The organism is Rahnella sp. RFA10(1/100), assembly GCF_004195115.1.
Classification (GTDB): Bacteria; Pseudomonadota; Gammaproteobacteria; order Enterobacterales; family Enterobacteriaceae; genus Rahnella; species Rahnella perminowiae.
Genome location: NZ_SEWR01000004.1, coordinates 112,984 through 134,690 on the forward strand (window position 1 = coordinate 112,984; position 21,707 = coordinate 134,690).

At 49.5% G+C, this 21,707-nt stretch carries 26 protein-coding genes and 1 pseudogene; 7 read left to right on the forward strand and 20 right to left on the reverse strand.

What is annotated here, in order from left to right:
• Positions 1–47: 47 nt before the first annotated feature.
• From ETV65_RS13945 to ETV65_RS13980, 8 genes are read right to left on the reverse strand one after another with little or no spacing between them, the layout of a single operon-like run.
• On the reverse strand, positions 48–1,562 hold the full coding sequence (locus tag ETV65_RS13945) for an AMP-binding protein (RefSeq protein ID WP_129953420.1): 1,515 nt from the start codon (positions 1,560–1,562) through the stop codon (positions 48–50).
• Positions 1,531–3,084, reverse strand: a complete 1,554-nt coding sequence (locus tag ETV65_RS13950; protein ID WP_129953421.1) for an AMP-binding protein — start codon at positions 3,082–3,084, stop codon at positions 1,531–1,533. Before ETV65_RS13950 ends, ETV65_RS13945 begins: the two co-directional genes overlap by 32 nt.
• Positions 3,085–3,339 carry a phosphopantetheine-binding protein gene (locus ETV65_RS13955; protein ID WP_129953422.1) on the reverse strand — a complete coding sequence of 85 codons (255 nt, stop codon included), beginning with the start codon at positions 3,337–3,339 and terminating at the stop codon, positions 3,085–3,087.
• Between the two features lie 10 nt (positions 3,340–3,349).
• Positions 3,350–4,942: an AMP-binding protein gene (locus ETV65_RS13960; protein WP_129953423.1), complete on the reverse strand. Its 1,593-nt coding sequence runs from the start codon at positions 4,940–4,942 to the stop codon at positions 3,350–3,352.
• Positions 4,939–5,916 (reverse strand): 3-oxoacyl-[acyl-carrier-protein] synthase III C-terminal domain-containing protein, encoded by a 978-nt coding sequence (locus tag ETV65_RS13965; RefSeq protein WP_129953424.1) that lies wholly within the window; start codon positions 5,914–5,916, stop codon positions 4,939–4,941. The genes ETV65_RS13960 and ETV65_RS13965 overlap by 4 nt, the downstream gene beginning before the upstream one ends.
• A 2-nt stretch (positions 5,917–5,918) precedes the next feature.
• Entirely contained in the window at positions 5,919–6,830 is a 912-nt protein-coding gene (locus tag ETV65_RS13970) for a hypothetical protein (protein WP_129953425.1), read from the reverse strand.
• A gap of 9 nt (positions 6,831–6,839) precedes the next feature.
• Positions 6,840–8,147, reverse strand: a complete 1,308-nt coding sequence (locus tag ETV65_RS13975) for a diaminopimelate decarboxylase (RefSeq protein ID WP_129953426.1) — start codon at positions 8,145–8,147, stop codon at positions 6,840–6,842.
• Positions 8,128–8,430: a hypothetical protein gene (locus ETV65_RS13980; RefSeq protein WP_129953427.1), complete on the reverse strand. Its 303-nt coding sequence runs from the start codon at positions 8,428–8,430 to the stop codon at positions 8,128–8,130. Before ETV65_RS13980 ends, ETV65_RS13975 begins: the two co-directional genes overlap by 20 nt.
• A 216-nt stretch (positions 8,431–8,646) precedes the next feature.
• Between ETV65_RS13980 and ETV65_RS13985 the strand changes: the two genes are divergently transcribed.
• The 3 genes from ETV65_RS13985 to metQ all read left to right on the forward strand — a co-directional run bounded on the left by ETV65_RS13985 (position 8,647) and on the right by metQ (position 11,573).
• A complete protein-coding gene (locus ETV65_RS13985) occupies positions 8,647–8,982 on the forward strand; it encodes an SMR family transporter (protein WP_129953428.1) in 336 nt (111 codons plus the stop codon).
• 317 nt (positions 8,983–9,299) lie between these two features.
• On the forward strand, positions 9,300–10,511 hold the full coding sequence (locus tag ETV65_RS13990) for an MFS transporter (RefSeq protein WP_129953429.1): 1,212 nt from the start codon (positions 9,300–9,302) through the stop codon (positions 10,509–10,511).
• A 249-nt stretch (positions 10,512–10,760) separates the two neighbouring features.
• The gene (metQ, locus tag ETV65_RS13995) at positions 10,761–11,573 is read left to right on the forward strand and encodes a methionine ABC transporter substrate-binding lipoprotein MetQ (RefSeq protein ID WP_129953430.1); all 813 of its coding nucleotides are present in this window, start codon (positions 10,761–10,763) and stop codon (positions 11,571–11,573) included.
• Between the two features lie 84 nt (positions 11,574–11,657).
• Here metQ and ETV65_RS14000 read toward each other — a convergent pair whose 3' ends face one another.
• A complete protein-coding gene (locus ETV65_RS14000) occupies positions 11,658–11,993 on the reverse strand; it encodes a nuclear transport factor 2 family protein (protein ID WP_129953431.1) in 336 nt (111 codons plus the stop codon).
• A gap of 125 nt (positions 11,994–12,118) precedes the next feature.
• Positions 12,119–12,298 carry a DUF2158 domain-containing protein gene (locus tag ETV65_RS14005; protein ID WP_129953432.1) on the reverse strand — a complete coding sequence of 60 codons (180 nt, stop codon included), beginning with the start codon at positions 12,296–12,298 and terminating at the stop codon, positions 12,119–12,121.
• Between the two features lie 134 nt (positions 12,299–12,432).
• Here ETV65_RS14005 and ETV65_RS14010 point away from each other — a divergent pair, with 134 nt between their 5' ends.
• Complete coding sequence (locus ETV65_RS14010; protein ID WP_129953433.1) at positions 12,433–12,864, forward strand: OsmC family protein; 432 nt, start codon at positions 12,433–12,435, stop codon at positions 12,862–12,864.
• A 213-nt stretch (positions 12,865–13,077) separates the two neighbouring features.
• Here the strand turns inward: ETV65_RS14010 and ETV65_RS14015 are convergent, their stop codons facing one another.
• Complete coding sequence (locus tag ETV65_RS14015) at positions 13,078–15,477, reverse strand: phosphoketolase family protein (RefSeq protein ID WP_129953434.1); 2,400 nt, start codon at positions 15,475–15,477, stop codon at positions 13,078–13,080.
• A 162-nt stretch (positions 15,478–15,639) separates the two neighbouring features.
• Between ETV65_RS14015 and ETV65_RS14020 the strand changes: the two genes are divergently transcribed.
• The gene (locus ETV65_RS14020) at positions 15,640–15,837 is read left to right on the forward strand and encodes a hypothetical protein (RefSeq protein WP_129953435.1); all 198 of its coding nucleotides are present in this window, start codon (positions 15,640–15,642) and stop codon (positions 15,835–15,837) included.
• 159 nt (positions 15,838–15,996) lie between these two features.
• On the opposite strand, the gene ETV65_RS14025 is transcribed toward ETV65_RS14020, so the two are convergent.
• Both ETV65_RS14025 and tehB read right to left on the reverse strand, forming a co-directional pair.
• Positions 15,997–16,269, reverse strand: a complete 273-nt coding sequence (locus ETV65_RS14025) for a CsbD family protein (protein WP_129953436.1) — start codon at positions 16,267–16,269, stop codon at positions 15,997–15,999.
• Between the two features lie 82 nt (positions 16,270–16,351).
• On the reverse strand, positions 16,352–16,951 hold the full coding sequence (tehB, locus tag ETV65_RS14030; protein WP_129953437.1) for a tellurite resistance methyltransferase TehB: 600 nt from the start codon (positions 16,949–16,951) through the stop codon (positions 16,352–16,354).
• A 205-nt stretch (positions 16,952–17,156) separates the two neighbouring features.
• Here tehB and ETV65_RS14035 point away from each other — a divergent pair, with 205 nt between their 5' ends.
• Positions 17,157–18,398 carry a diguanylate phosphodiesterase gene (locus tag ETV65_RS14035; protein WP_129953438.1) on the forward strand — a complete coding sequence of 414 codons (1,242 nt, stop codon included), beginning with the start codon at positions 17,157–17,159 and terminating at the stop codon, positions 18,396–18,398.
• A 109-nt stretch (positions 18,399–18,507) separates the two neighbouring features.
• Here the strand turns inward: ETV65_RS14035 and ETV65_RS14040 are convergent, their stop codons facing one another.
• The 6 genes from ETV65_RS14040 to ETV65_RS14065 all read right to left on the reverse strand — a co-directional run bounded on the left by ETV65_RS14040 (position 18,508) and on the right by ETV65_RS14065 (position 21,100).
• On the reverse strand, positions 18,508–18,765 hold the full coding sequence (locus ETV65_RS14040) for a biofilm development regulator YmgB/AriR family protein (RefSeq protein WP_129953439.1): 258 nt from the start codon (positions 18,763–18,765) through the stop codon (positions 18,508–18,510).
• An 89-nt stretch (positions 18,766–18,854) separates the two neighbouring features.
• Positions 18,855–19,133, reverse strand: coding sequence for a biofilm/acid-resistance regulator YmgB/AriR (locus tag ETV65_RS14045; protein WP_129953737.1), 279 nt, complete (start codon positions 19,131–19,133; stop codon positions 18,855–18,857).
• A 37-nt stretch (positions 19,134–19,170) separates the two neighbouring features.
• The gene (locus ETV65_RS14050; protein ID WP_129953440.1) at positions 19,171–19,464 is read right to left on the reverse strand and encodes a hypothetical protein; all 294 of its coding nucleotides are present in this window, start codon (positions 19,462–19,464) and stop codon (positions 19,171–19,173) included.
• 183 nt (positions 19,465–19,647) lie between these two features.
• On the reverse strand, positions 19,648–19,887 hold the full coding sequence (ycgZ, locus tag ETV65_RS14055; RefSeq protein WP_129953441.1) for a regulatory protein YcgZ: 240 nt from the start codon (positions 19,885–19,887) through the stop codon (positions 19,648–19,650).
• 198 nt (positions 19,888–20,085) lie between these two features.
• Entirely contained in the window at positions 20,086–20,601 is a 516-nt protein-coding gene (locus tag ETV65_RS14060; protein ID WP_129953442.1) for a GNAT family N-acetyltransferase, read from the reverse strand.
• A 28-nt stretch (positions 20,602–20,629) separates the two neighbouring features.
• Positions 20,630–21,100: a LysR family transcriptional regulator gene (locus ETV65_RS14065; protein ID WP_129953443.1), complete on the reverse strand. Its 471-nt coding sequence runs from the start codon at positions 21,098–21,100 to the stop codon at positions 20,630–20,632.
• Positions 21,101–21,205: 105 nt separating this feature from the next.
• Between ETV65_RS14065 and ETV65_RS25200 the strand changes: the two are divergent.
• Positions 21,206–21,403, forward strand: a pseudogene (locus ETV65_RS25200) (hypothetical protein); the annotation flags it as partial.
• 101 nt (positions 21,404–21,504) lie between these two features.
• On the opposite strand, the gene ETV65_RS14075 reads toward ETV65_RS25200, so the two are convergent.
• On the reverse strand, positions 21,505–21,702 hold the full coding sequence (locus tag ETV65_RS14075) for a DUF4926 domain-containing protein (protein WP_129953444.1): 198 nt from the start codon (positions 21,700–21,702) through the stop codon (positions 21,505–21,507).
• Between the last annotated feature and the right edge of the window lie 5 nt (positions 21,703–21,707).

Genomic DNA, 21,707 nt, shown 5'->3' on the forward strand with positions numbered 1-21,707 from the left:
TCTCACCCTTCACATTGAGTTTTTTATATGTGCTTGCAGGTGAGCCGTTAAAAAATATCAGATAAGAGATGTTGTCGGACGAGTTCCTGCCGGTCTATTTTTCCATGCAACGTGATCGGGAAGGACTGGCAAAAAACCAGTTGCCTGGGGATCATGTATCCCGGTAACTGCTCAGACAAAAAACGGCGTAAGCTTTGCCGGTGGTGCAGATTGTCCTCATGCAACTGTACAAACAGTTGCAGGTCGGTCACCTTACCTTGTTCTTCAACCGGCACTACGCAGCATTGGGTAACATTGGTATTTGCGCAGACAGCAGATTCTATTTCTGCCCGTTCGATACGGTTGCCATGCAGCTTAAGTTGTCCGTCATCCCTTCCGCAAATAAACAGTGACTGGTTTTCATCGACAAAACCGCGGTCTCCTGTTGCGTAATACCGGCCAAATTCATCCTCACCGAAAGCCTGATTGCGCGGGTGATCTTCAGGCAGATAGCCTTGTGAAACCTGAGGACCATAAAGCCTGACTTCGCCCGTTACCGTCGCGGAAACGGCATGACCTGTCTCATCGACGATGCGCATGCGGTTAAGCCCCTGCGGCCTGCCCAAAGGCAACAAGCCGGCATTATGCTGCGGCGGATGGGACAAAAGATGCGTATGCGTTACACATGTCGTCTCTGTCGGGCCATAGGCGTGCAGTACCTCAAGCCCCGGGAAACGCGTCTGCAATTGTGTGACTAAACCCAGCGCAACCCGCTCACCGCCGATATAAAAACGCCTCAGACTGGCAAATGTTACGTGGTTAAATAAAGGATCCTTCAGCATGATTTCGGCAAAACTGGGGGTTGAAAACCAGCTGGTGACAGGCGCTTCAGGCTCTCTGGTCATGAGCTTTATGTTTTGCCGGGGTAAAACATTATTGCAATGATCCAGCATCAGCACTGTCTGCCCGCTACTGAGGACGGGGATCAGATCGAGAATGGCCATATCAAAAGAAAAACAGGCATGATTGACATGGCAACCCCTGTCTTTTCCGGCGGTGACCTGGGGCGCGAACCAGGCACTGAACGCCGCAAAATTGTCATAACTGACCTTGACGCCCTTAGGCTCACCGGTGCTGCCTGATGTCGACAGGATATAAAAAAGTGGCTGGGTTAAGATCGGTTCCTCGGGCAGAGAAGCGGCAGACATATCGTGCAGTGATGCGCTGACGCACTGCGGCCAGGGCTCCAGCCCTGCAAGCGGTTGTGCCAGGGTGGTGATGATCACTTCCGTACCTGTCATCCTGGCAATTTTCTCAATTCTTGACGGCGGATTCGCCTGGTCAACAAAGGTGAAGCAACATCCCTTACTGATGCAGGCCAGAATGGAGGCCACCGCATCGAGCTGTTTATGACCGAAAATCAGAACATTGCAGCCTGCATGCGGGGTAAGAAAATGCGCGATAGCTGCCGTGCGGGCGCCCAGTTCAGCAAAGCTGTACCTTCCCTGCTGATTAATCAGCGCAGTGGCGTTACTGCGGTTTCTCAGCCGGTCAAATAACGGTCTGATTTGCGATAAAAACATATTTTTCCCCTTTATTGAGCGCCAGATCGCGTGCCGCATTACGATCCAGTTTCCCGTTATGATTCAAAACAGTCTGAGGAATGGCATACCAGTAACGCGGGATGGACCAAGGCGGAAAGTGTGACTGCATGGCATGGCCCAGTTCAGAGAGCGTGCCTGAACCATTGAGGATGACGCAGGCCTGAATGGCCTCCGCATGACCTTTACGCAGATGAGGCGTAACCACGGCATCTGAAACGAGATTATGGTCGCGCAGGAAGTGCTCTATTTCATAAAGATCAACACGGTGCCCCTGGATTTTGACTTCCCCGTCTTCCCGTCCCAGAAAATAGTAATAATCCGCCTTCATCTGGCCGATATCACCGGTCAGATAAGCGTTTTGCTCCGCATGCCGGATAAACTGGGTCCGTTGTTTCTCCGGTGCATTGAGATAACCGGGGCCGACACAGGCTCCGCTAATGAGCAGCTCGCCCTGGCCGGTGCCACCGTGCCGCACGTACAGGCTGAGCATCGCACCAGGCCTGGCAGCACCAATCGGCAATGGCAATGCATCGCTCATCATCTCCGGTGTGATCAGCACGGAGGTCACTGCCACAGAACATTCCGTCGGGCCATAGGTGTTTATCACCGCAGCCTGAGGGAAGCGTGCCCATAGCTGAGCGACGATGTCTTTGGTCAGTGTTTCACCGCAAAAAATAAACCGCCTGAGCCGGGGAAGTTGCTCTGCATTGAACATGGGATCTAACAGATAAAGGCGGATCATCGAGGGCGTGGACACCCAGCAGACAACCCCGGCCTGTGCGTGCTGAGCAATCATCTTACGGGTGTTAATAAGTTCGCGATGATCGAGTACTGACAGAGGTTGCAGGAAAATCCAGGCTAACCAGATTTCAAATAACGAAACATCAAAGCAGTAGCGAACATTGCCGGTGATTGCGCCGTTTAACGGGAAATCTGCACGGATCCACTGGATGAAATTCACCATGTTTTGCAGGCTGATTTGGATCCCTTTGGGCTCGCCGGTGGTGCCGGAGGAAAACATGATATAAGCCAGGGGAATGCCGGATGCATCATGCAACCGCTGACGGCTTTCCCTGAGCAATTCATGCAACATGGCTTCAGTACAACCTGACGCGCTGACAGCTGCCGTGTGGATAGCCCCGGCAATGTTTATCTGAACGGCTGGCGTGCCGGTATTCACCAGCAGGTCAGCGCCAGCCGTGCGTGCAATTTTCTCAACGCGCTCAGGACTGTGGTCCGATTCAACCGGCACCACCGGACAACCGCAAATCAGACATGCCCACCAGGCGGCAATAAAATCAAATGACTTATGCCCGTATACCAGCACCGGTTTTAAATGGGTGTTGTATTCGGTCTGGTGCCGGCGTATCTGCACGGCAAGATCTGCCGCGCGCTGGCCCAGCGCCGTATAATCACAGCTTTGCGCGTGATGGGTCCAGGCCGCACCGGGCTGATGCCGGAAACGCATAAAAATGGCGATAATTTCTGTCCATGCATCCATTTAAGCAGCCCGGTTCGCGAGCTGGAGTTGAATGAAGTTCGATAAACTGCCGACGGTTTCGAAATGCTCAAATTCTAATGTGGCGGGATCAAGGATCAGACCATCGATTTTCTCTTCAAGATACATAATCAGCTCAATATACAGGCCGCTTTCAAACCCTAAATCGCGCTCCAGATGCGTTTCTGCATGTAATTCTGAGAGATGAGAACTTTCAAGCACTAAACCGATAGCTTCAATGATGGTTGAGGTAAACATGATGATTTCCTTATAATTTTACGGATTCGCGTTTAACATCATGGGGCGGGGATAACAGGAGTTCAGGCAGCCGGTTACGGTCAATTTTTCCATTAGGATTTTTGGGCAATGATTCGCTGAAATAGTAGCGGTGAGGGCGCTTGTAACCTTCAAGATGTGTCTGACAGAACGCTTTAAGCAGGGCAATATCAGGGGCTGTCACACATTCAATACAGGCGATGATTTCATCACCGTAAACCGGATGAGAGAGGCCAATCACCGCCACTTGTCCGACGCCGGGTATACGTTTTAGTACGCCTTCGACTTCTCTGGGGGCAACTTTCTCACCGTTGGTTTTCAGAATGTCATCTTTGCGGGCGACAAAATAAAGCAGGCCGTGTTCATCCAGCCTGCAGATATCCCCCGTATAAAGTACGGATTCGCCGGGAAGCGGGCCGGGACGCAATTTATTTTGCGTTTGTTCCTCATTGCGCCAGTATCCCCGCATGACTGTCGCACCACGGATTACCAGTTCACCGGTGGCATTGTTACGGTGTTGCACGCCGTTATCATCGACCACCCAAAGTTCGGTATTCGGAATGGCGTAACCGACACTTTCTTTATGCGTTGACAACATCGCCGGCGGCAGCCAGGTGCAGCGATGACATTCCGTCAGGCCATACATAGAAAAAATTTCCGCCTGAGGGAATAAGGTGATCAGTGTATCAATATCATTGGAATGCAGTGCGGCAGCCGTATTGGTGATTTTACGCAGAGAAGAAAAATCATAACGCTTTGCCAGAGGGGCAATCAGAGCCAGCAATGTAGGAACAATTGGCAATACCGTTGCCTGGTGTTTCACCAATTGTTTTAGGGCAAACAGCGGGCGACTGAAATCCTTTTCAATGATCAGTGTTGCGCTTGCTCTGGCGGCCAGAATCGCCTGATAAAGCCCGTAGTCGAAACTCATCGGGATAGTGCAGAAGATGCGATCGCTTGCCCGGAGATCCAGATAAGTGCACACCGACGACGCCGCACTCAACATATTGCGTTGGGTGAGCATGACACCTTTGGGATGGCCGGTGGAACCTGATGTATATATCAGGCTGGCCAAATCGATATCCAGCGCATTTTCCACCGTCAGCGGCGCAACGTCTGCTTGTGCTGCGATATGCTGTAAGGTCAGCAATACCGGATGGATCAGGTTCTCCGCACCAGGCTTATCAAACAGCACCGGGCCCGGGGAGCGCTGGCCTTGTTCATCGGCGGGCAGGGCAAACAGCGCAGCAGCTTGTTCACTGCTACTGACCAGCAATGCAGCCTCGGCATTGTTGAATATCCAGCGCACGCGCGCGACGGGCGTATCAGGATTTACAGGAACAAAGACAGCCTGCAGGTATTGAACCGCCCAGAAACACACCACAAAGTCGATACTGTTGGGCAGCCAAACCACCACCCGGTCGCCCCGTTTAATAGAATGTTGCTGCAAATAGCTGGCCGTCTTCATGACCCGCCGGGACAGTGCTGCCCAGCTTATCTCATCATCACCGGCAACCAGGGCTGTTTTCTCCGGGAATGCCTGTGCAGAACGGGCCAGCCAATGCGTTAAATGGCTTGTATTCATTGATTACCCTCACTTTCTGATTCGAGAACCATGGCGCCAAAGGTGCCCGCCACACCGGATGCCAGCGCAAGCATGCACTGAGACTTCGCAGGATGATCGTGACGGGCGAGAAGACTGTGGAGATTAAGAAACGCATCGCTGCAAAAGCAGTGACCCAGCGTGTAAAGGTTATGATGGAAAATGATCTCTCTGCCAAAACCGGTACGGTCGGCAATGCGATCAAAAGTCACCGGGCTGATGTGATAGGGGAGCACGGCGCTGAGGTCTTCAGGCTTGCGCCCGGCGGCTTCCAGCGCTTTTTGAATGGTTTCGGTCATCATCGGCAGAAATGCGTGATCATAAGCATTTTCACTTTCACGATCCGTTGACCGCATACGTGTGCCATAAGCAGCAAGTTGTTGTATGTGGAGTGCACGCAGGCGAAGTGACTGTACCGAAGGCAACATACCGACCAGCGTGGCGCAAAAAGCTTCGCCGAAATAACCGTTCTGATCGACGTATTGTACCGTACGGTGAAAGCATTTTTCGCCGGTGATCAACAGGCCACACACCGGGGCATTATTCTGCTGCGCGGCGCTCATTTTTGCCTGCAGATATTTCAGACTCATCAGACCCGAAGCGCAGGATGCCTGGGTTACCGAAAAAAATTCAATATCCCGATCACCAAAAAGCGCCTGAAGTCCGCCGGACTGTCCGGTCATAAGGTCGAACGGACTGACGGCATGCAGAGAATGCGCCCAGGCAACATAGCGAATTTGACGAAATAACCCGGGGTCACACTCCGCGCGTAATTGCTGCAGCAGTCGGATGATCAGATCCGGTAATGCCTCATGTTCAAAGAGACTGGCAGACTGCATCTTATGAAACCGGCTAAAAATCTTATGGTTGCGCTCCCCCCAGCGGTATTTTTTTTCCAGTACAGACAGCGGCGTAAGAACGGGAGCAACCAGTTTTGTGGTGGCATGGATATACACGATCAGCCCTCCATCACGAAACTGGCAAATATCATATTCTTCCCCTCCGGGACGATGAATAAGAATCGCGTATTATTCCGGGCCAGCTTTTTTAGTAATACCCAGGGCGCTGAAGACAATAAGGCATCGTCCCAGGTTTCTATCTGGATAGACGGGAAGTTTTCATCCCGGCGCAATACAGACGACAACTGCATTGTTGTCAGAATAATCAGAGGCAATTTGTTTTCCGTATCACTGAACATATCCAGCGTGGACAGCAAAGGATAAATGCCCGCCCCGGAAAGCGGGAGTGCGGTCTTCTGATAATTTTTAAAGATAATATTGCCCGGCACGCTGCGGACACCGGCGGGTGCGAAGCTCTGTAAAAGGAGCAAACAGCAACTGGCAGAAGGCCGGAAACTGGCGAGATAAGGGCTGTCATAAAGGATCGCATCCTGATCGGCCATCATCAGAAGCGCCTTGCGGGAACGCCCGTCCCCGCCAATATCCTCCAGGTAATCTTCAATGATTTGCAGCGCAACAAAGGCACTGCTTAAACCATGATCACTGATGGCGATACCAAAAGCGTTATGAGAGCCGGTTTCGTAAATAATGGCATTGGTTACCGACGCGCCGATTTCTGCATCAGGCGTCCAGTGGGTCAGCACCACCAAATCGAGATCATTCACCAGCGCCTGTTCTTCAAGCTGAGTGACCAACTTTTTGAGCATCGCCGTGAAGGTCAGGTTATCTGCATTATACCAACGGGAGACCGGCCGAAGCGGGGCTTCATTTATCCGGGAATGGGACTGGAAAAAAGCGTTAACAAAACTTTTAACTTTATCGAGTTGCTCACTGTCCGCTGCCGGAGAAGGCACGTTATTTTTTTCAAACTCATGCCACAGAATATTTGATGCGGAAAACTCCAGAGACATAGAGGTACCTTAGGCGTTCGCAACAGATAATGGCTGACAAATCTGAGGCGCCAATAATGTTTCAATGTTATCTGCGGTCCGGATAAGAAAAGCCTGATCTTTCTCCACCAGAATTTCGGCAGGATGACCAAAACCTAAAAAGTTTACCGGTGAGGCACTGGCCCCGTAAGCGCCTGAATGTCCGATGCCAATAAGATCACCTGGACGCAGTTCAGCCAGCATAACGTTCTCGCCTAATAAATCTGTGGGTGTGCAAAGCGGCCCGGTGACCTGGTAACGATACTGTTGGTCGGAACGGGTTTCACCCAGGCGGGCCATGGGAAAATTACGGCGAATCAAAGAATTGATCCCTGCCGCACTGCCGTGACAGTTGGCACCTCCGTCACAAACCGCGAACCATTCATCCCGCGAGGGCTTGAGGTAGTTAACCCGGGTAACGAAAACACCGGCGCGGGCAATCAGATACCTGCCCAACTCGACGATAATTTTACACCGGGGAAAATTTTCGTGATAAGTACGGATAATGTCCGCTAACGCATCACCCAGCGAATCAATATCCAGCGCTTTTTCTTTGTCAAAATACCGGACACCAAAACCTCCGCCGACATCAACAAAATCAAAATGAATCTTGTAGGTATTCTGCAAAGATTCGGCCAGCGACAGAATATTCAAAGTATTTTTAGCCAGTGCCTGCCAGTCAAGGATCCGCGTACCGAGATAAATGTGGATCCCCGCGAGCCGTAAATGACTCTGCTGCCCGACACAGGAAAAGGCCTGTGGTAAAAGTTGTTCGTCTATGCCAAATTGCCGGGGCTTGCCGCTCATCACCAGTTTGGCTTTTTCGCCAATAAAGTCCGGGTTGATGCGTAACGCAATGGTTTGTATAACGCCCATGCTTGCTGCAATGTCATTAAGCAGTTTCATTTCTTCAATGGATTCTATGACGACAGCTTTAATACCAATACGACAACATTGCGTTAATTCAGCAATGTATTTTCCGGGGCCGACGAAAATAATATCTTGCGGCTCGACGCCCTGACTTAATACCGTTTCGAGTTCTGCCAGAGAACATACTTCACAGCCTGTTCCGGCCTGGTTTAACAGGCGTACTAATGCTTTATTCGGATTCGCTTTAAGCGAATAAAAATAGTGAATATCATCAGGAAGTGAATTTTTTAACGCTGAAAAGTCTGCCCGTATTTGCGATGCGCTGTAGGCATAGAAAGGTGTCGGAACCTGGTCAGCCAGACGCTGATAACTAATGTCTTCGATTTTTTCTGCGCTGATAAACCGGCTGTCAGGAGGAAAAGCTAACATGGCTATACCTCCGGCTTAACAGCGCTTCAATTTCATTGATATTTTTGAAGTTTTCGAACAGATCGCCATCAAGGATATCAAAAAAACTCCCGGATGAATCGGTTCTGGTTTCCATCCACTCACCCATTTCTGCGATGAAACCCACTAAATGTATTGAGTCAAGTAAGCCTTCAGGTCCGTAGATTTCAGCGCCCTCTGCGATTGCTGCCAGCTTCCTATTGTCAACACCCACTTTCTCTAAAGATGAAAGTATAAATTCTCTCGTCGTCAATGAAATAGACATTGGTTTCGCCACCTTAAAAACTTCGAACCCACATCTTATCCAGCATGACAGAAAAGATTTGCTTGAAATTGCACCTGTTGTAAAAATAGGAAATCACTGAATGTCTGCGTCCCCGTCGTTTTCAATCATTTTGGTCAGAAGAGGAGGTTAATTGCGTTAAATACCGGAGGGCGGGGTATGGTATTATTTTTTTAAATTTCATATTCAGAAGGTGTTATGTTCAAAATATATCTGATCCTTGCTGTTTCTATCTGCGCTGAAACGCTGGCTACCACGATGATGAAGGCATCCAATGGATTTACCCGGTTAGTTCCGAGCGTCATTGTGATTGTAGGTTATGCCATATCGTTTTACGGACTTTCCCAGGTTGTTAAAGTGATGAATATCGGCATCGCCTATGCTATCTGGGCAGGAATGGGGATTTTCCTTGTGTCGACAATGTCATTTTTCATCTACAAACAACGGCTTGATACGCCTGCGCTGATTGGCATGGGCTGCATCGCCCTCGGTATTATGATCATCCAGCTTTATTCAAAATCAGTGTCGCATTAACCCCGGTACTCCCGTGTTGTCTTCCATCATTTTTTGACCGCCGTATCCGGCGGTTAATTTCACTGTTTTTGCACATTAGTTACAACATACTTATATGTGGAGAGATTTCCTGTCCGCGTTATCTGTATGTGCCTTTTTCAGTTGAACCTCCGCGTACCTCTGCAGCCGGCATGGCAGGCGGAGACTGGCTTATCCGGCAGGCGGATAAGAAATACCCTAACACTCATTATGAAAATGCCTTGACCCTGTGATAGTGATCACGTTTATTAGCCAGATTATACAGACATGAAATAGTTCACCTTGCTAAGGATAATAAAATGACTGAGTGCTCATCGCTGGACACCCGGCCAGAAACTTCTGCGTTCCGCCGCTGGCTGGCGGTTTTCTCACTGGCCTGCGGCACCTTCGCGCTGGTTAATACTGAATTTTTGCCGATCGGTTTACTTTCGCCGATCGCCCAGTCTCTGGGCATTACCGAAGGGCATGCGGGTCTGGCGGTGATGTTGCCCGGTTTAGTGGCTGCAATTTCTGCGCCGCTGATTATGTTGTTTGCCCGAAAAATGGATCGCCGCACCTTACTGTTGTTGCTCAGCGCAACGGTGATCGTGGCCAACGGTATCGCCGTACTGGCGCAGTCGTTCAATATTCTGCTGATCGGACGTATTATTCTGGGTATCGGCGTGGGGGGATTTTGGTCGTTTGCCATTCCCTCCGGACGACGGCTGGTGTCAGAAGAGCAGGGTGCACGGGCCATTTCGCTGATCACCGCTGGCGTGGCGGTCGGCACGGTCGCAGGTGTACCGGCGGGCGCTTTTATCGGCGATCTGTTCGGCTGGCGGATGGCGTTTACGCTCAATGCCGTACTGGCGCTGGCATTTTTTGTGTTGCAATGGGTGGCGCTGCCTTCGCTGCCCGCCCAGCAATCTATCGGCCTGCGTGCGATGCTTGGCGTCACGAAAGTTGCGGGGATCCGCTATGCGCTGATCATCGGGGTATTTATGGCGGGCGGTCATTTTGCGGCCTATACCTACCTCGAGCCATGGCTGCGGTTTAACCTGCACCTTTCTGCCGGCAATATTTCTTTGTTACTGATGGGCTACGGTGTGGCGGGGTTGTTAGGCACACTGACCAGTGAAATCACTGTCCGTGAGTTCGGTGTGAAGAAGGCATTTATGCTCAACATGCTGCTGCTCAGCGTCTCGGTGCTGGTATTGTCGCTGTTTCCGGTGCCGCTGGCGCTGGCCTGTGTACTGGTAATTCTCTGGGGATTAGCCTTTGGGGCCCTGCCAGTATGTCTGAATATCTGGACCTATCAGGCGTCACCTGCGTTGTTTGAAACCGGTTCGGCGTTGCTGGTGTGTGTCTTCCAGACATCGCTTGCGCTGGGTGCATTGTCTGGTGGTATCCTCGCTGACCACGCGGGCGTCAGCAGTGCCTTTCTGCTCGGCGGTGTGCTGACACTGCTGGCAGGCATCACCATCTTTCTGTCCCGCCCTCAGCCTGCGGTATTACAGGCTGCGGGCGAATAATCGGTTTACGATCAGGAAATCTTTCCACATAAGAGTATCTCCTTCGACAAAACCCGCGCAGAGCGGGTTTTATGCGTTGTAAGGCAGATGAAACTCAATAGTTGCTTGTTTTCTGTCCGTTCCCATAACAGTCCCGTATCTGGTTATTTCTTTTTCGTATTTGCCCATTACGACCTGCTTTGAAACACTGTGAACTTCAGCGATGTTATTTCAACATTTTAATTATTCACGGAAAGAGTAAAAACTTTTATGCGCATAACACTAAAATTTTCAGTTCTGGCGTTGTCTCTGGCAGGTGCACTGGCGCTGAGTGCTTGTGACCAAAAATCGCAGGAAAACCACATTAAAGTGGGTATCAGTGCGGGTATTGATCAGCAGATGTGGGAAACCATCAAAAAAACCGCCAAAGATAAATACAACCTTGATGTGGAAGTCGTGACCTTCAACGATTTCGTGTTGCCAAACTCTGCGCTGAGCAGCGGTGACATTGATGTGAACTCATTTCAGCACCGTCCTTATCTGGATAAGCAGATCAAAGAGCGCGGCTACAAGCTGGTGGAAGTGGGGAAAACCTTTGTTTATCCCATTGCAGGCTATTCCCGCAAGATAAAATCCATCGATCAGCTCAGTGATAACGCGCAGGTGGCGGTACCTAATGACCCGACTAACCTGGGGCGTTCGCTGCTACTGCTGCAAAAAGAGGGTTTGATCAAACTGAAAGAGGGCGTGGGTTTGCTGCCAACGTCTCTGGATATCATTGAGAATCCCAGGCATCTCAAAATTGTTGAAATCGAAGCACCGCAGCTGACGCGCGCCATTGATGACGACAAAATTGAACTGGCAATCATCAACACCACTTATTCAGGACAGGTCGGGCTGACGCCGGGCAAAAATGGCCTGTTTGTCGAAGATAAAGATTCACCTTATGTAAATATTATCGTGGCACGGGAAGATAACAAAGACAGTCAGGCAGTGAAGGAACTGGTTGAGTCTTATCAGACGGATGCCACAGTAAAAGCGGCTGACGCTATCTATCACGGAGATGCGGTAAAAGGCTGGTAAAGCAGGCAGGAAGTAGAATCATTGAATCCTGGGATTTAACAATCTCAGGATTTTTTATTTTAATACACAGGCTAAAATGAATATCTATTCAAAATAGAACCACGCCGTTTTAATCAGTCCCTTCTCCACTTCAAATACGGCAATGCTGTTAACCGGGGTGTCATAAATCCCGTAAATCATTTCATGATCAAAAACGTTATTGCCCAGTACTGTTCGCGAAATCAGCTCAGCGCGTAACGCCGCGTTGTTAAACCGGTGGTGCTTGTAAAAAGTTCTGAGTGCTTCTTTGCCCTGTAAGGAAGGCGACATGTTTGGCATACGATATGCGATGAAATCGTCGCTGTAGCAGGAAACGAAGGTATCGAGATCGTGACTGTTATAAGCCTGAAACTGTTTTTCTACCGGGATAACGACGTCCATTTATTACCGCCTTTAATGAATAATTATACTGTAATATCGAATATTAATTCATTAAAGGAGCAGAGGCAATACATGGGAAATAAAAAGGCCACCACGGCGGCCTCAATGGTCAATCGATGTGGTGATCAGCACACGCCAAAATCGCCGTCTTCATGATACAAATCGACGGTATCGGCTTTTACTGAAATTTCTGTGGCAGAAAAGTCATCTGTCCGCGAGCACCACAGCGTGTCGCCCTCAACGCGCCGGACAATCATTTTCGGGCCGCCGGTTTTGGACTGAACGAGATCTTGCGGTTTAAACATGCTTTATTCCCCGGTTATCTATGTTGTTGTGATTCATGGAAAAGGTGTCCGCAGACCGTACAGTACGGTCATCCTCGCGGATCACTCATCAGAAGCTATACTTAAAGTTAATGTAATACAAACCGGAGGAAAAGATGACCATACATAAGAAAGGACAGGCACACTGGGAAGGTGACATTAAACACGGTAAAGGCTATATCTCTTCTGAAAGTGGTGCCCTGAAGGAACAGCCATATGGATTTAATACCCGTTTTGAAGGCAAGCCAGGCACCAATCCGGAAGAACTGATTGGTGCGGCGCACTCAGCCTGCTTCTCCATGGCGCTCTCGCTGATGCTGGGTGAAGCCGGGCACACGCCGGAAAGCATCGATACTGTTGCTGATGTTTCACTCGATAAAGTGGATGGCGGTTTTGCGATCACCAAAATCGCACTCGACAGTAAAGTGAAACTGCCAGGCATCGACAAAGATAAATTTGATGAAATCATCAAAAAAGCCAAAGCAGGCTGTCCGGTTTCTCAGGTACTGAACGCTGAGATCACGCTGACGTACCAGCTGGAAAACTGATGATTTAACAGTTCAGGATTTTCTGAAAAAAGCCACGCGATGTTTGCGTGGCTTTTGTGTGGTGAATCATGCTCATTTTTAAACAGGCGTTACTGAAAGTTTTGCCGCGGCGAAAGCAACCCAGAGACAGCAATCCCATTTGCCTTCTTATCCCGGGATACAGGAGCACTGTTTAGAAAATCTTCGCACAAGGCAGAGTTTCACCGCCTCAGGTTATTCCGGCGCGCCGCCACTTCCCTGTTGTGAGGGCCATTTCCAGTCACGAACTTCAGGCAAATCCTCACCATACTCACGCACGTAGCGATGATGCGCGGCAATTTTCTCTTGCAACGTATCCAGAACATCATCCGCCTGGCCTTGCAATTTTTCCGTATGCAGAATGGCTGCCTGCGCCAGGTGAAAGCGATCCAGCTTATTGAGCACGGTCATGTCAAACGGCGTGGTGGTGGTGCCTTCTTCCATAAAACCGCTGACGTGGAAATTGCGGTGGTTGTTGCGCTGGTAGGTTAAGCGGTGAATCAGGCTTGGATAGCCGTGGAAAGCGAAAATCACCGGTTTGCTTTGGGTGAAAATGTGGTCAAAAGCAGCTTCGCTCAGTCCGTGAGGATGTTGTTCCTGGGTCTGTAAAGCCATAATATCCACCACGTTCACCACACGGACGCTGAGATCCGGCAGATATTCCCGCAATAAATCGACCGCCGCCAGGGTTTCCATGGTTGGCACATCGCCCGCACAAGCCATCACTACATCAGGTTCCGTTCCGTCCGGCTCATGGCCCGCCCACGGCCAGATGCCCATCCCTGCGGCGCAATGTTCTGCGGCTTCGTCGGCAGACAGCCATTGCGGGGCAGGTTGTTTACCAGCCACAATCACATTGATGCGGTCCCAGGTTTGCAGACAGTGATCTGCGACCCACAACAACGTATTGGCATCCGGCGGCAGATAAATACGCACGATATCGGCTTTCTTGTTCGCGACATGATCCATAAAACCCGGATCCTGATGGCTGTAGCCGTTGTGATCCTGACGCCAGACATGGGAGGAAAGCAGGTAGTTGAGAGAAGAGATCGGCTGACGCCACGGCAATTTACGGGTCACCTTCAGCCATTTAGCATGCTGATTAAACATGGAGCCGACGATATGAATAAAGGCTTCATAGCAGTTGAACAGCCCATGCCGTCCGGTGAGTAAATAGCCTTCCAGCCAGCCCTGACACTGATGCTCACTGAGAATTTCCATCACCCGTCCATCGGCAGCCAGTTGCTCATCGTAAGGTTCAATGTCTTCCTGCCAGGTGCGGTTGGTGACATTAAACACATCGCTGAGCCGGTTAGACGCAGTTTCATCCGGGCCGAACAGACGGAAGTTATCAGGATTGAGGGTAAAGATATCGGCCAGATAGCGGCCGAGCATTTCTGTTGATTGCACCTGCGGTTCGCCGCGTGAGGTCAGCTTAACGGCGAATTTGGCCAGTTCTGCCGGCACCAGTTTCCGCCGCAGTCTGCCGCCATTGGCGAAGGGCGAGGCACCCATGCGTTTATCCCCCTGTGGTGCCAGCGCCCGTAATTCCGGCTTCAGGCGTCCCTGTTCATCGAACAGATCGTCAGGCTGGTAGCTGCGCATCCAGTCTTCAAGGATCTGGCGATGCTCGTCGTTGTCACGGCAGGAAGATACCGGCACCTGATGTGCGCGCCAGAAACCTTCGACTTTTTTACCGTCAACAGTCTTCGGGCCGGTCCAACCTTTCGGACTGCGCAGGATGATCATCGGCCACGCGGGAACACCGTCGTTGGACGTACCGGCGCGGGCGCGTTGCTGGAGATCTTTGATCATATCCAGTGAAATGTTCAGTGCGCGAGCCATCTGAATATGCATCTGTTCCGGCTCGTGTCCGCTGACAAATAATGGCTCGTAACCATAACCGGAAAATAACTGACGTAGATCGTCGTCGCTCATTCGCCCCAGGAGGGTCGGGTTAGCAATTTTATAACCATTAAGATGCAGTATCGGCAGTACTGCGCCGTCCCGCACGGCATTGAGGAATTTAATGCCGTGCCAGCCCGAGGCCAGCGGACCGGTTTCGGCTTCACCATCGCCAATGACGCAGGCGGCAATGAGATCAGGATTATCAAATACTGCGCCGAACGCATGAGACAGAGAATAGCCCAGTTCGCCGCCCTCGTTAATCGACCCCGGTGTTTCCGGCGCCGCATGGCTGGGAATGCCACCGGGGAATGAGAACTGCCTGAACAGTTTTTGCATTCCGCTGGCATCCTCGCTGATCTGCGGATAAATCTCGCTGTAGCTGCCTTCAAGCCAGGTATTTGCCACCATGCCGGGGCCGCCGTGACCCGGACCGCAGATATAAATAATATCAAGATCACGCTGGCATATCGCCCGGTTGAGGTGCGCATAAATAAAATTCAGACCTGGCGTAGTGCCCCAGTGCCCCAGCAGACGAGGCTTGATGTGCTCAGGTTTGAGGGGTTCGCGCAGCAACGGGTTATCCATCAGATAAATTTGCCCGACAGACAGGTAATTGGCGGCCCGCCAGTAGCGGTCAATGAGTCTCAGTTCTTCTGTAGTAGAGAGGTGTGAAGGGGGGAGTGTCATCGTTTCCTCCTGGATGGGTTGGATGAGGTATACCTATTAACCCTAATAGAAAAATGCGATCCCGGCCAAGTTGCGCAATCTGCGAATTCTGACAAATGGCATTACATCAGCTATAGATACTGAGCGTTACCTTAAAAATTCGAATAATTTACCGGGGTTATAATGAAGGATAAAAGCGAAAAAACAGGTCTGATCGGGCTGGCAATCGGCGCGGCGGTTATGGGGTTAATTTCCAGTGGAACCGTCATTAACCGGGAAAGCATCATTGAAGAATTGCGACGGCTCGGACGTAAAAAAGGGGATGGCCTGGAAGATGAGATCTTTGTCAAAGCCGCTCAGCTGGTCGGTAAAGGGCAGTGATTGAGTAAACGGGCGCAAAAAAATACCCGCCAGGGGAGACGGGTATTGGATTCGTTACAAGGGGAGTATCTTAGTATCTGTAGATAGCTACAGAAAACACTATGCTATCCCCTTTATGCGAATCATTTATTTAGGAGAAATCTGTTTTCTCCTGAACGGTTATTTGCGGCCTAAAAGCAACCCCAGCACCACGCCAATCGCGCCGGCAGCAATCAATCCCGACAGCGGATTTTCTTTGATCTTATCCGCCACGTCAGAGACAGCTTCACTTGCCTGTGCGGAGTATTTGCGTGCAGCACCTTTCAGCTGGTGTTTAGGAGAATCAACAAAATCTCCAAATTGCTTTTGTGCTTCACCGGCAAACTCATTGACCGTGTTTTCTACTTTATCTTCCACACGGTTAGGATCTTTATCAAAGTCTTGTGATGACATATCGTGCTCCTTTTTGGGTGGATTTTAAGTCTAGTCGAAAAGTCAGGACATGCAGGGTTTGCCTGCGAAGGAGTCATAGATATCAGACTTTTCTTGCCAGCAGTGTCGCAAAACGCAGCGAATAACGGTGTCCGTTTTCGTCACGTTTATGCAGTTCTCCGACATCCTCGTTGTATTTCACTATCTCCCAGTCGCGATAATAATCACGCAACTCTGCCGGCTTAAACGTGAACGGGAAAGGCAGCGGGCACGGATAATCCGGGCTGTCCATGGCGGCGACAATCAGGTTATAGCCGCCCGTTACGGTGGCTGCATGCATATCTTCAATGATGTGTGGGATGCTGTCGCGTTGCAGAAACATCATTACTACGGTCGAAAAGATAAAATTATATTCACCGCTGAAACGGTGGGTGTTCAGATCCGCTTCGCTGATAGTGATGTTGGTCAGGGATTCCGCCGCAATAATATTATTCACTTTTGCGACGCTTATGGCGTTGTTATCCCAACCCGTCACATCAAAGCCTTTAAGGTTAAGATACAGGGAGTTACGCCCGCTGCCACAGCCTAAATCCAGTGCTTTACCTGACTGTACATAATGTGTTGCGTTGATTATTTCTGAGTGGGTACGGGTCAGACCGTATTTTTCGGTGTAAAAATCTTCTGGTGCGGGTTGATGAGTCATGCCCTGGCTTCCTGAAAGTGAATCGAATATCAGCGATTATCCTCTAAAACGACAACCGCGCCATTATCCTTAATGGTCAGGGACCTACGCAACAAGGCATTTCTTGCCACAATATGTAAGGAAAGATAATCAATTGAGAATTTTCCGTAAATAAAATTTCTGTTATCGTGGCGTTCTTAACTGGAGCCTGCCCTGGAATATCTGAATGCTTTTAACCCTCGTCTATCGCAGTCACATCAGCGACTCTGTCCGGCCTGCTTCTCTGGCAGAGATGGTGTCGCGAGCCAACATCGAGAACGAACGCCGTAGCATTACCGGTATTCTGCTTTTTGACGGAATGCACTTTTTCCAGTTGCTGGAAGGGCCGGAAGAAGCCGTCGATGCCATTTATAGCAAGATTTGCAGCGATCAACGCCACAATAATGTCGTTGTTCTCATGCGTGATTACGCACCGTCGCGGCGCTTCGGCAATGTAGGGATGGAGCTGTTTGACCTCAGGCATCATCATGAGGATGTTGTTCTTCAGGCAGTGCTGGATAAGGGAACGTCTAAATATCGGCTTACCTACGAAGACCGCGCGCTTCAATTTTTATGCACCTTTGTACAGGCTCGCGAAAAGGAAAATTATCTCGAAATTTTGCCAGCGGATGCCTGGTCCTTTATCGCAGATGAGTCACTGAAACCTGAAGCAGGATTTATCTTTCCCGAGATGAAGGATTACAATTTTACGTTTCAGCCGATTGTTGATCCCCTCAGTCGAGAGATTATTTCTTACGAAGCGCGTCTGTGCGGTCCCGGTGGCGGTTCTCCGATGGAATATTTCTCTGCACTTAGCGGCCCAAACATTTATGAAGCCGATTTACGATCCAAAAAGCTGGCTTTTGCGCTTGCCCGAAAGATGGGGATTGGCGACAAAATGCTGTCAATCAAACTGTTGCCTATGACGCTCGTCAGGGTACCCGACGCGATTGGATTTTTGCTTCGTGAGATTGTTGCTCATGATCTGGTACCGGAGCAGATTATTGTGGCAATCACAGAAAACGGTGTCGCGACGCGCGAAGATAATTTCGCGACAGCGTTACAACAGCTTAAAGCCTCAGGGATGCGCCTGGCCGTTGATGATTTTGGCGCCGGATCTGCCGAATTATTGCTGTTGACCCGATGCCAGCCTGATAAGATTATGATTGACCGCAATATGATTTGTGACATCCATACCAGCGGACCCAAACAAGCCATCATTCAGGCCATTATCAGATTGTGTTCTTCTTTGGAAATATCGGTCATCGCGGCGGGTATTGAAAAACCAGAAGAATGGATGTGGCTTGATGCGGCAGGGGTCTGTAATTTTCAGGGACCGCTGTTTGCTTCGCCCAGGCTAAATGGGGCGCCGGTTGTTACGTGGCCGGAGATTAAGCAGGAATATACATTAATGAATCAAAATCTTTAATTATGCCGGGTCTGTTAAAAGATTCTCAGAAAAGTAAACTCATCAGCCGGTGAGGTATCGTGTATTTTCCCGGCTGATTTGAAAAATTTATTGCCATACAGACGATATTTTATAGTGTGTCATCATCAGGGGTACGGTATACCACATACTCAAGTGCTTCTAAATATACATCCTGTTTAATCGAATCACTTTCCTGCTCAATTTTTTGAATCAGGCAAAGAATAATATCTTTATGCGTAACCCGTTCTTTATGACTTTTTAAATTCTTATAAATACGGATGACAGTTTCATTTCCGACCAGAAGTTCCGGATCCTCTGCCAGAATGTAATCAGCCAATTTGACATGAGTATAAGACACATCTTGCATTTTGATACCCTCCGCACCTGCTGTTTATGAGAGAAAGCACGCTCAGTTTTAAAATTGAACGTGAAACGATTAAATATCAGTAGCCGGGTTCAGACGCTGATGTCATCAGGCGTCATACCCACAACTATTTCCAGTGCACTACGCAAAATATCCAATTGTACAACATCGGAAGTGCATTCAAGTTGGGTGATCAGGTGCAATATAATGGCTTTATTTGTCACTTTGCCTTTTTCAGCCAGAATGACACGAATAGCGGCACCCAAAACTTCGGTTTCACTCAAAAAAAGTTCGCCCGCTTTGTTAAAATAGTTATAAGCTTCTGAATTAAAACCAGAGTCTGTCATCGGCTGGGATTGGTTTGATTTCATCGGGTCGCTGTGATTTAGCGTATAGCTCTTTGATGAATCAATGTCTTTTCTTGTCATCGGACGGCCCTTCAGCATTGAAAAAGTGTCGCACATTGTCGACATCCCGCACTTCGTAAGTGATTCGCCCACGTTTATCAGCCAGATCATGGCGGATCTCATTAATAATTCGCTCACAGGCGCTTTTTCGATTGATGTTGTCAGCACTCACAGCCATAAACTGTAATTGTGCAATAAGTCTGTCAGTCGATATTGGGCTCTTAGATTTAAGCAAGGAAATTACAGCCTCACCTATCAGCTTATCAGTTAATCTTTCTTCGTTACTTCTATACATATTAGCAGCCTCTGAATATACGCCGGCCAAAGGTCTTGGGCAGATTAGCTTCAGGTTCAGAGTTAGTACTTTACGCCATCAGGCATAAAATTTGGTAGGCTGTGAATTAATCAAGCCCGCATAATATGTCGAACTGAAATGCTATGAAGCCAATCGTTGCACTGTAATCTTAATCAGGATGGATCATGAATCTCGCTCAAGTACCAGACGGATAAGCTTCATATAATGCTTTTCCTCTTCTTCGCTGCCAGCGGCTTCAACACGATTTAAAAGTTTCGAACATAAAGCTTTGCGATTGAGATTCTTCCCTGCCTCAAGGATTTCAACCACAACACGCCCCATGGTTTCCTCATCAGAAAAGACCTGCGTATAGAGGGAATGAGACGTGTCCGGGGACGTTCCATTGTGCCTGTTCTGACGCATGATTAACCCTTATGTTAATAGATGTGTGATTAATGATTGCCTGTGTGACTATAAAGTTATACAAGATGTGAAAGGTTGTACAGGTATTTTAAGAAAAAAAAAGCCCGCAATGTCAGAGACTCAGAATTTTCCGATCTCAGGCCGGGGAAGCCTTGGCATGCGGGCCTTTATTCAGTCGAATGTTGAGCCATTTACCACCTACTGGCTGGTCTGCCGGTACAGGTAACTGCCGATGCCATGCACCGGATCACCCTCAAAACCCGTTTTTTGCATACCGATTTTTTCCAGAACATGCTGTGAAGCCAGATGATTTTCACGCACGGTAGCAGAAATCTGCGGTATACCCAGTTTCTCAAAACCGGTGTTGAGCACGGCGGTGGCAAACTCCGTCGCCAGCCCTTTTCCCCAAGCTGCTGTCGCAAAGCGATAACCGAGAAACACACGATGATTTTCGTAGCCTTCACGGATACCCAGTCCGCCGAAACCGATGATCTCGTCAGGCTTATGGTTCAGTGCAATTGCCCAGTGCCCGAAGCCATGATCCGACCATTCCTGTAACCAGCCGCTCAGTTTTTCCTGCGCAGCCGTCATGTCTTTCAGCGGACCGCGCGGATTAAATAAATTAGTTTGCGGATCGCCGTAAATAGCAAAAAAAGAACCGATATCATCAGCCTCTACTGGCCGGAGTAGCAACCGCGCTGTTTCGAGGATCATAGTGAGCGTCTTCCTTCTGTGAACTGCACTAAATCTTACTCTGGGCAGGAGACTCCGCCATCTGTTTTTTGAGGAAATCAATAAAACGCCGCACTTTTTCCGGCACATGGCGGGTGTTGGGATAGAGTGCGAAAATGCCCTGCGGTGGGAAACGGTGATCGGGCAGCAAATGGCATAACCGCTGTGCGTCGATTTCCGGCTGTACCAGCCAGTCCGGCAGCAGGGCGACCCCTGCGCCTGCGAGTGCAAAAGCTAACAACGCCGACGCGCTGTCGGCCACAATGGCTGCGGGCGAAGAAACCCTGAACGGTATCTTATCTCTGCCGGGGGTTATCACCGGCCAACGCATTGGCAGCGGCAACCGGCTATGAGCAATTTCCAGTTGCTTAACGTTAAAACTCACCACCGCTTTGGTCAGCTCGAGCGAAGTTGCTGCGCGGGTAAAACTGCCTGCACTAACCACCGCAATGAAAATCTCCAGCCGCTGTAAATTCAGCATTCCGGGTCTCCTCACTGTCAAAATAATTTTGACAGTGTAACTGCATCACGTCCGTTTATCCCTCCGAAAATCTCCGCTACATTGCCCGCCTTTAAACATCAGTGCGAGTTTGACGAACTTGTCGAAGCTGCCAGAGCAGCAGCCGATGGTGGTGATTTCGCCGCATATATTTCTGCGCAGGGTGGGGCGAATGTCCCACGCGATGAGTAAACGGTAATAACCGCCCACCAAGTGATTGATGAGTTAAACGAGTACGACGAAGAGATCCAGAAAATCATCGGTGTTTATGCCCCTCATCTTGGCACTGACTGAGTAGCGTTGCGTGTGGTGCCTTTGACGAGCTAAGAAAACCAAAGAAAAAATGGCTACCAGTGTACTCTGGTAGCCTTGTCTTAACCGATGAATCAGGATTTATGTTGTAACTGTTCTGGAGCCAATGCCACAGAAGCGATTGTTCGGCCTTGTTGATCGCAGAATTCAACTTCATAAGCCATCGATGGCGAACTATAAACATCTATAATTGCCCCGGTCATTCCTTTAACTAGCCCCTCATCAGGCAGGTCTACATTTAATATAACAACATCAAAAAGTGAAAATTCCATATCTG

What these genes read in the sequence shown, in the direction of transcription:
- ETV65_RS13945 (WP_129953420.1), bottom strand. Translation starts at nt 1,562, where the DNA reads ATGTTTTTATCGCAAATCAGACCGTTATTTGACCGGCTGAGAAACCGC.
- ETV65_RS13950 (WP_129953421.1), bottom strand. Translation starts at nt 3,084, where the DNA reads ATGGATGCATGGACAGAAATTATCGCCATTTTTATGCGTTTCCGGCAT.
- ETV65_RS13955 (WP_129953422.1), bottom strand. Translation starts at nt 3,339, where the DNA reads ATGTTTACCTCAACCATCATTGAAGCTATCGGTTTAGTGCTTGAAAGT.
- ETV65_RS13960 (WP_129953423.1), bottom strand. Translation starts at nt 4,942, where the DNA reads ATGAATACAAGCCATTTAACGCATTGGCTGGCCCGTTCTGCACAGGCA.
- ETV65_RS13970 (WP_129953425.1), bottom strand. Translation starts at nt 6,830, where the DNA reads ATGTCTCTGGAGTTTTCCGCATCAAATATTCTGTGGCATGAGTTTGAA.
- ETV65_RS13975 (WP_129953426.1), bottom strand. Translation starts at nt 8,147, where the DNA reads ATGTTAGCTTTTCCTCCTGACAGCCGGTTTATCAGCGCAGAAAAAATC.
- ETV65_RS13980 (WP_129953427.1), bottom strand. Translation starts at nt 8,430, where the DNA reads ATGTCTATTTCATTGACGACGAGAGAATTTATACTTTCATCTTTAGAG.
- ETV65_RS13985 (WP_129953428.1), top strand. Translation starts at nt 8,647, where the DNA reads ATGTTCAAAATATATCTGATCCTTGCTGTTTCTATCTGCGCTGAAACG.
- ETV65_RS13990 (WP_129953429.1), top strand. Translation starts at nt 9,300, where the DNA reads ATGACTGAGTGCTCATCGCTGGACACCCGGCCAGAAACTTCTGCGTTC.
- metQ (WP_129953430.1), top strand. Translation starts at nt 10,761, where the DNA reads ATGCGCATAACACTAAAATTTTCAGTTCTGGCGTTGTCTCTGGCAGGT.
- ETV65_RS14000 (WP_129953431.1), bottom strand. Translation starts at nt 11,993, where the DNA reads ATGGACGTCGTTATCCCGGTAGAAAAACAGTTTCAGGCTTATAACAGT.
- ETV65_RS14005 (WP_129953432.1), bottom strand. Translation starts at nt 12,298, where the DNA reads ATGTTTAAACCGCAAGATCTCGTTCAGTCCAAAACCGGCGGCCCGAAA.
- ETV65_RS14010 (WP_129953433.1), top strand. Translation starts at nt 12,433, where the DNA reads ATGACCATACATAAGAAAGGACAGGCACACTGGGAAGGTGACATTAAA.
- ETV65_RS14015 (WP_129953434.1), bottom strand. Translation starts at nt 15,477, where the DNA reads ATGACACTCCCCCCTTCACACCTCTCTACTACAGAAGAACTGAGACTC.
- ETV65_RS14020 (WP_129953435.1), top strand. Translation starts at nt 15,640, where the DNA reads ATGAAGGATAAAAGCGAAAAAACAGGTCTGATCGGGCTGGCAATCGGC.
- ETV65_RS14025 (WP_129953436.1), bottom strand. Translation starts at nt 16,269, where the DNA reads ATGTCATCACAAGACTTTGATAAAGATCCTAACCGTGTGGAAGATAAA.
- tehB (WP_129953437.1), bottom strand. Translation starts at nt 16,951, where the DNA reads ATGACTCATCAACCCGCACCAGAAGATTTTTACACCGAAAAATACGGT.
- ETV65_RS14035 (WP_129953438.1), top strand. Translation starts at nt 17,157, where the DNA reads ATGCTTTTAACCCTCGTCTATCGCAGTCACATCAGCGACTCTGTCCGG.
- ETV65_RS14040 (WP_129953439.1), bottom strand. Translation starts at nt 18,765, where the DNA reads ATGCAAGATGTGTCTTATACTCATGTCAAATTGGCTGATTACATTCTG.
- ETV65_RS14045 (WP_129953737.1), bottom strand. Translation starts at nt 19,133, where the DNA reads ATGAAATCAAACCAATCCCAGCCGATGACAGACTCTGGTTTTAATTCA.
- ETV65_RS14050 (WP_129953440.1), bottom strand. Translation starts at nt 19,464, where the DNA reads ATGTATAGAAGTAACGAAGAAAGATTAACTGATAAGCTGATAGGTGAG.
- ycgZ (WP_129953441.1), bottom strand. Translation starts at nt 19,887, where the DNA reads ATGCGTCAGAACAGGCACAATGGAACGTCCCCGGACACGTCTCATTCC.
- ETV65_RS14060 (WP_129953442.1), bottom strand. Translation starts at nt 20,601, where the DNA reads ATGATCCTCGAAACAGCGCGGTTGCTACTCCGGCCAGTAGAGGCTGAT.
- ETV65_RS14065 (WP_129953443.1), bottom strand. Translation starts at nt 21,100, where the DNA reads ATGCTGAATTTACAGCGGCTGGAGATTTTCATTGCGGTGGTTAGTGCA.
- ETV65_RS14075 (WP_129953444.1), bottom strand. Translation starts at nt 21,702, where the DNA reads ATGGAATTTTCACTTTTTGATGTTGTTATATTAAATGTAGACCTGCCT.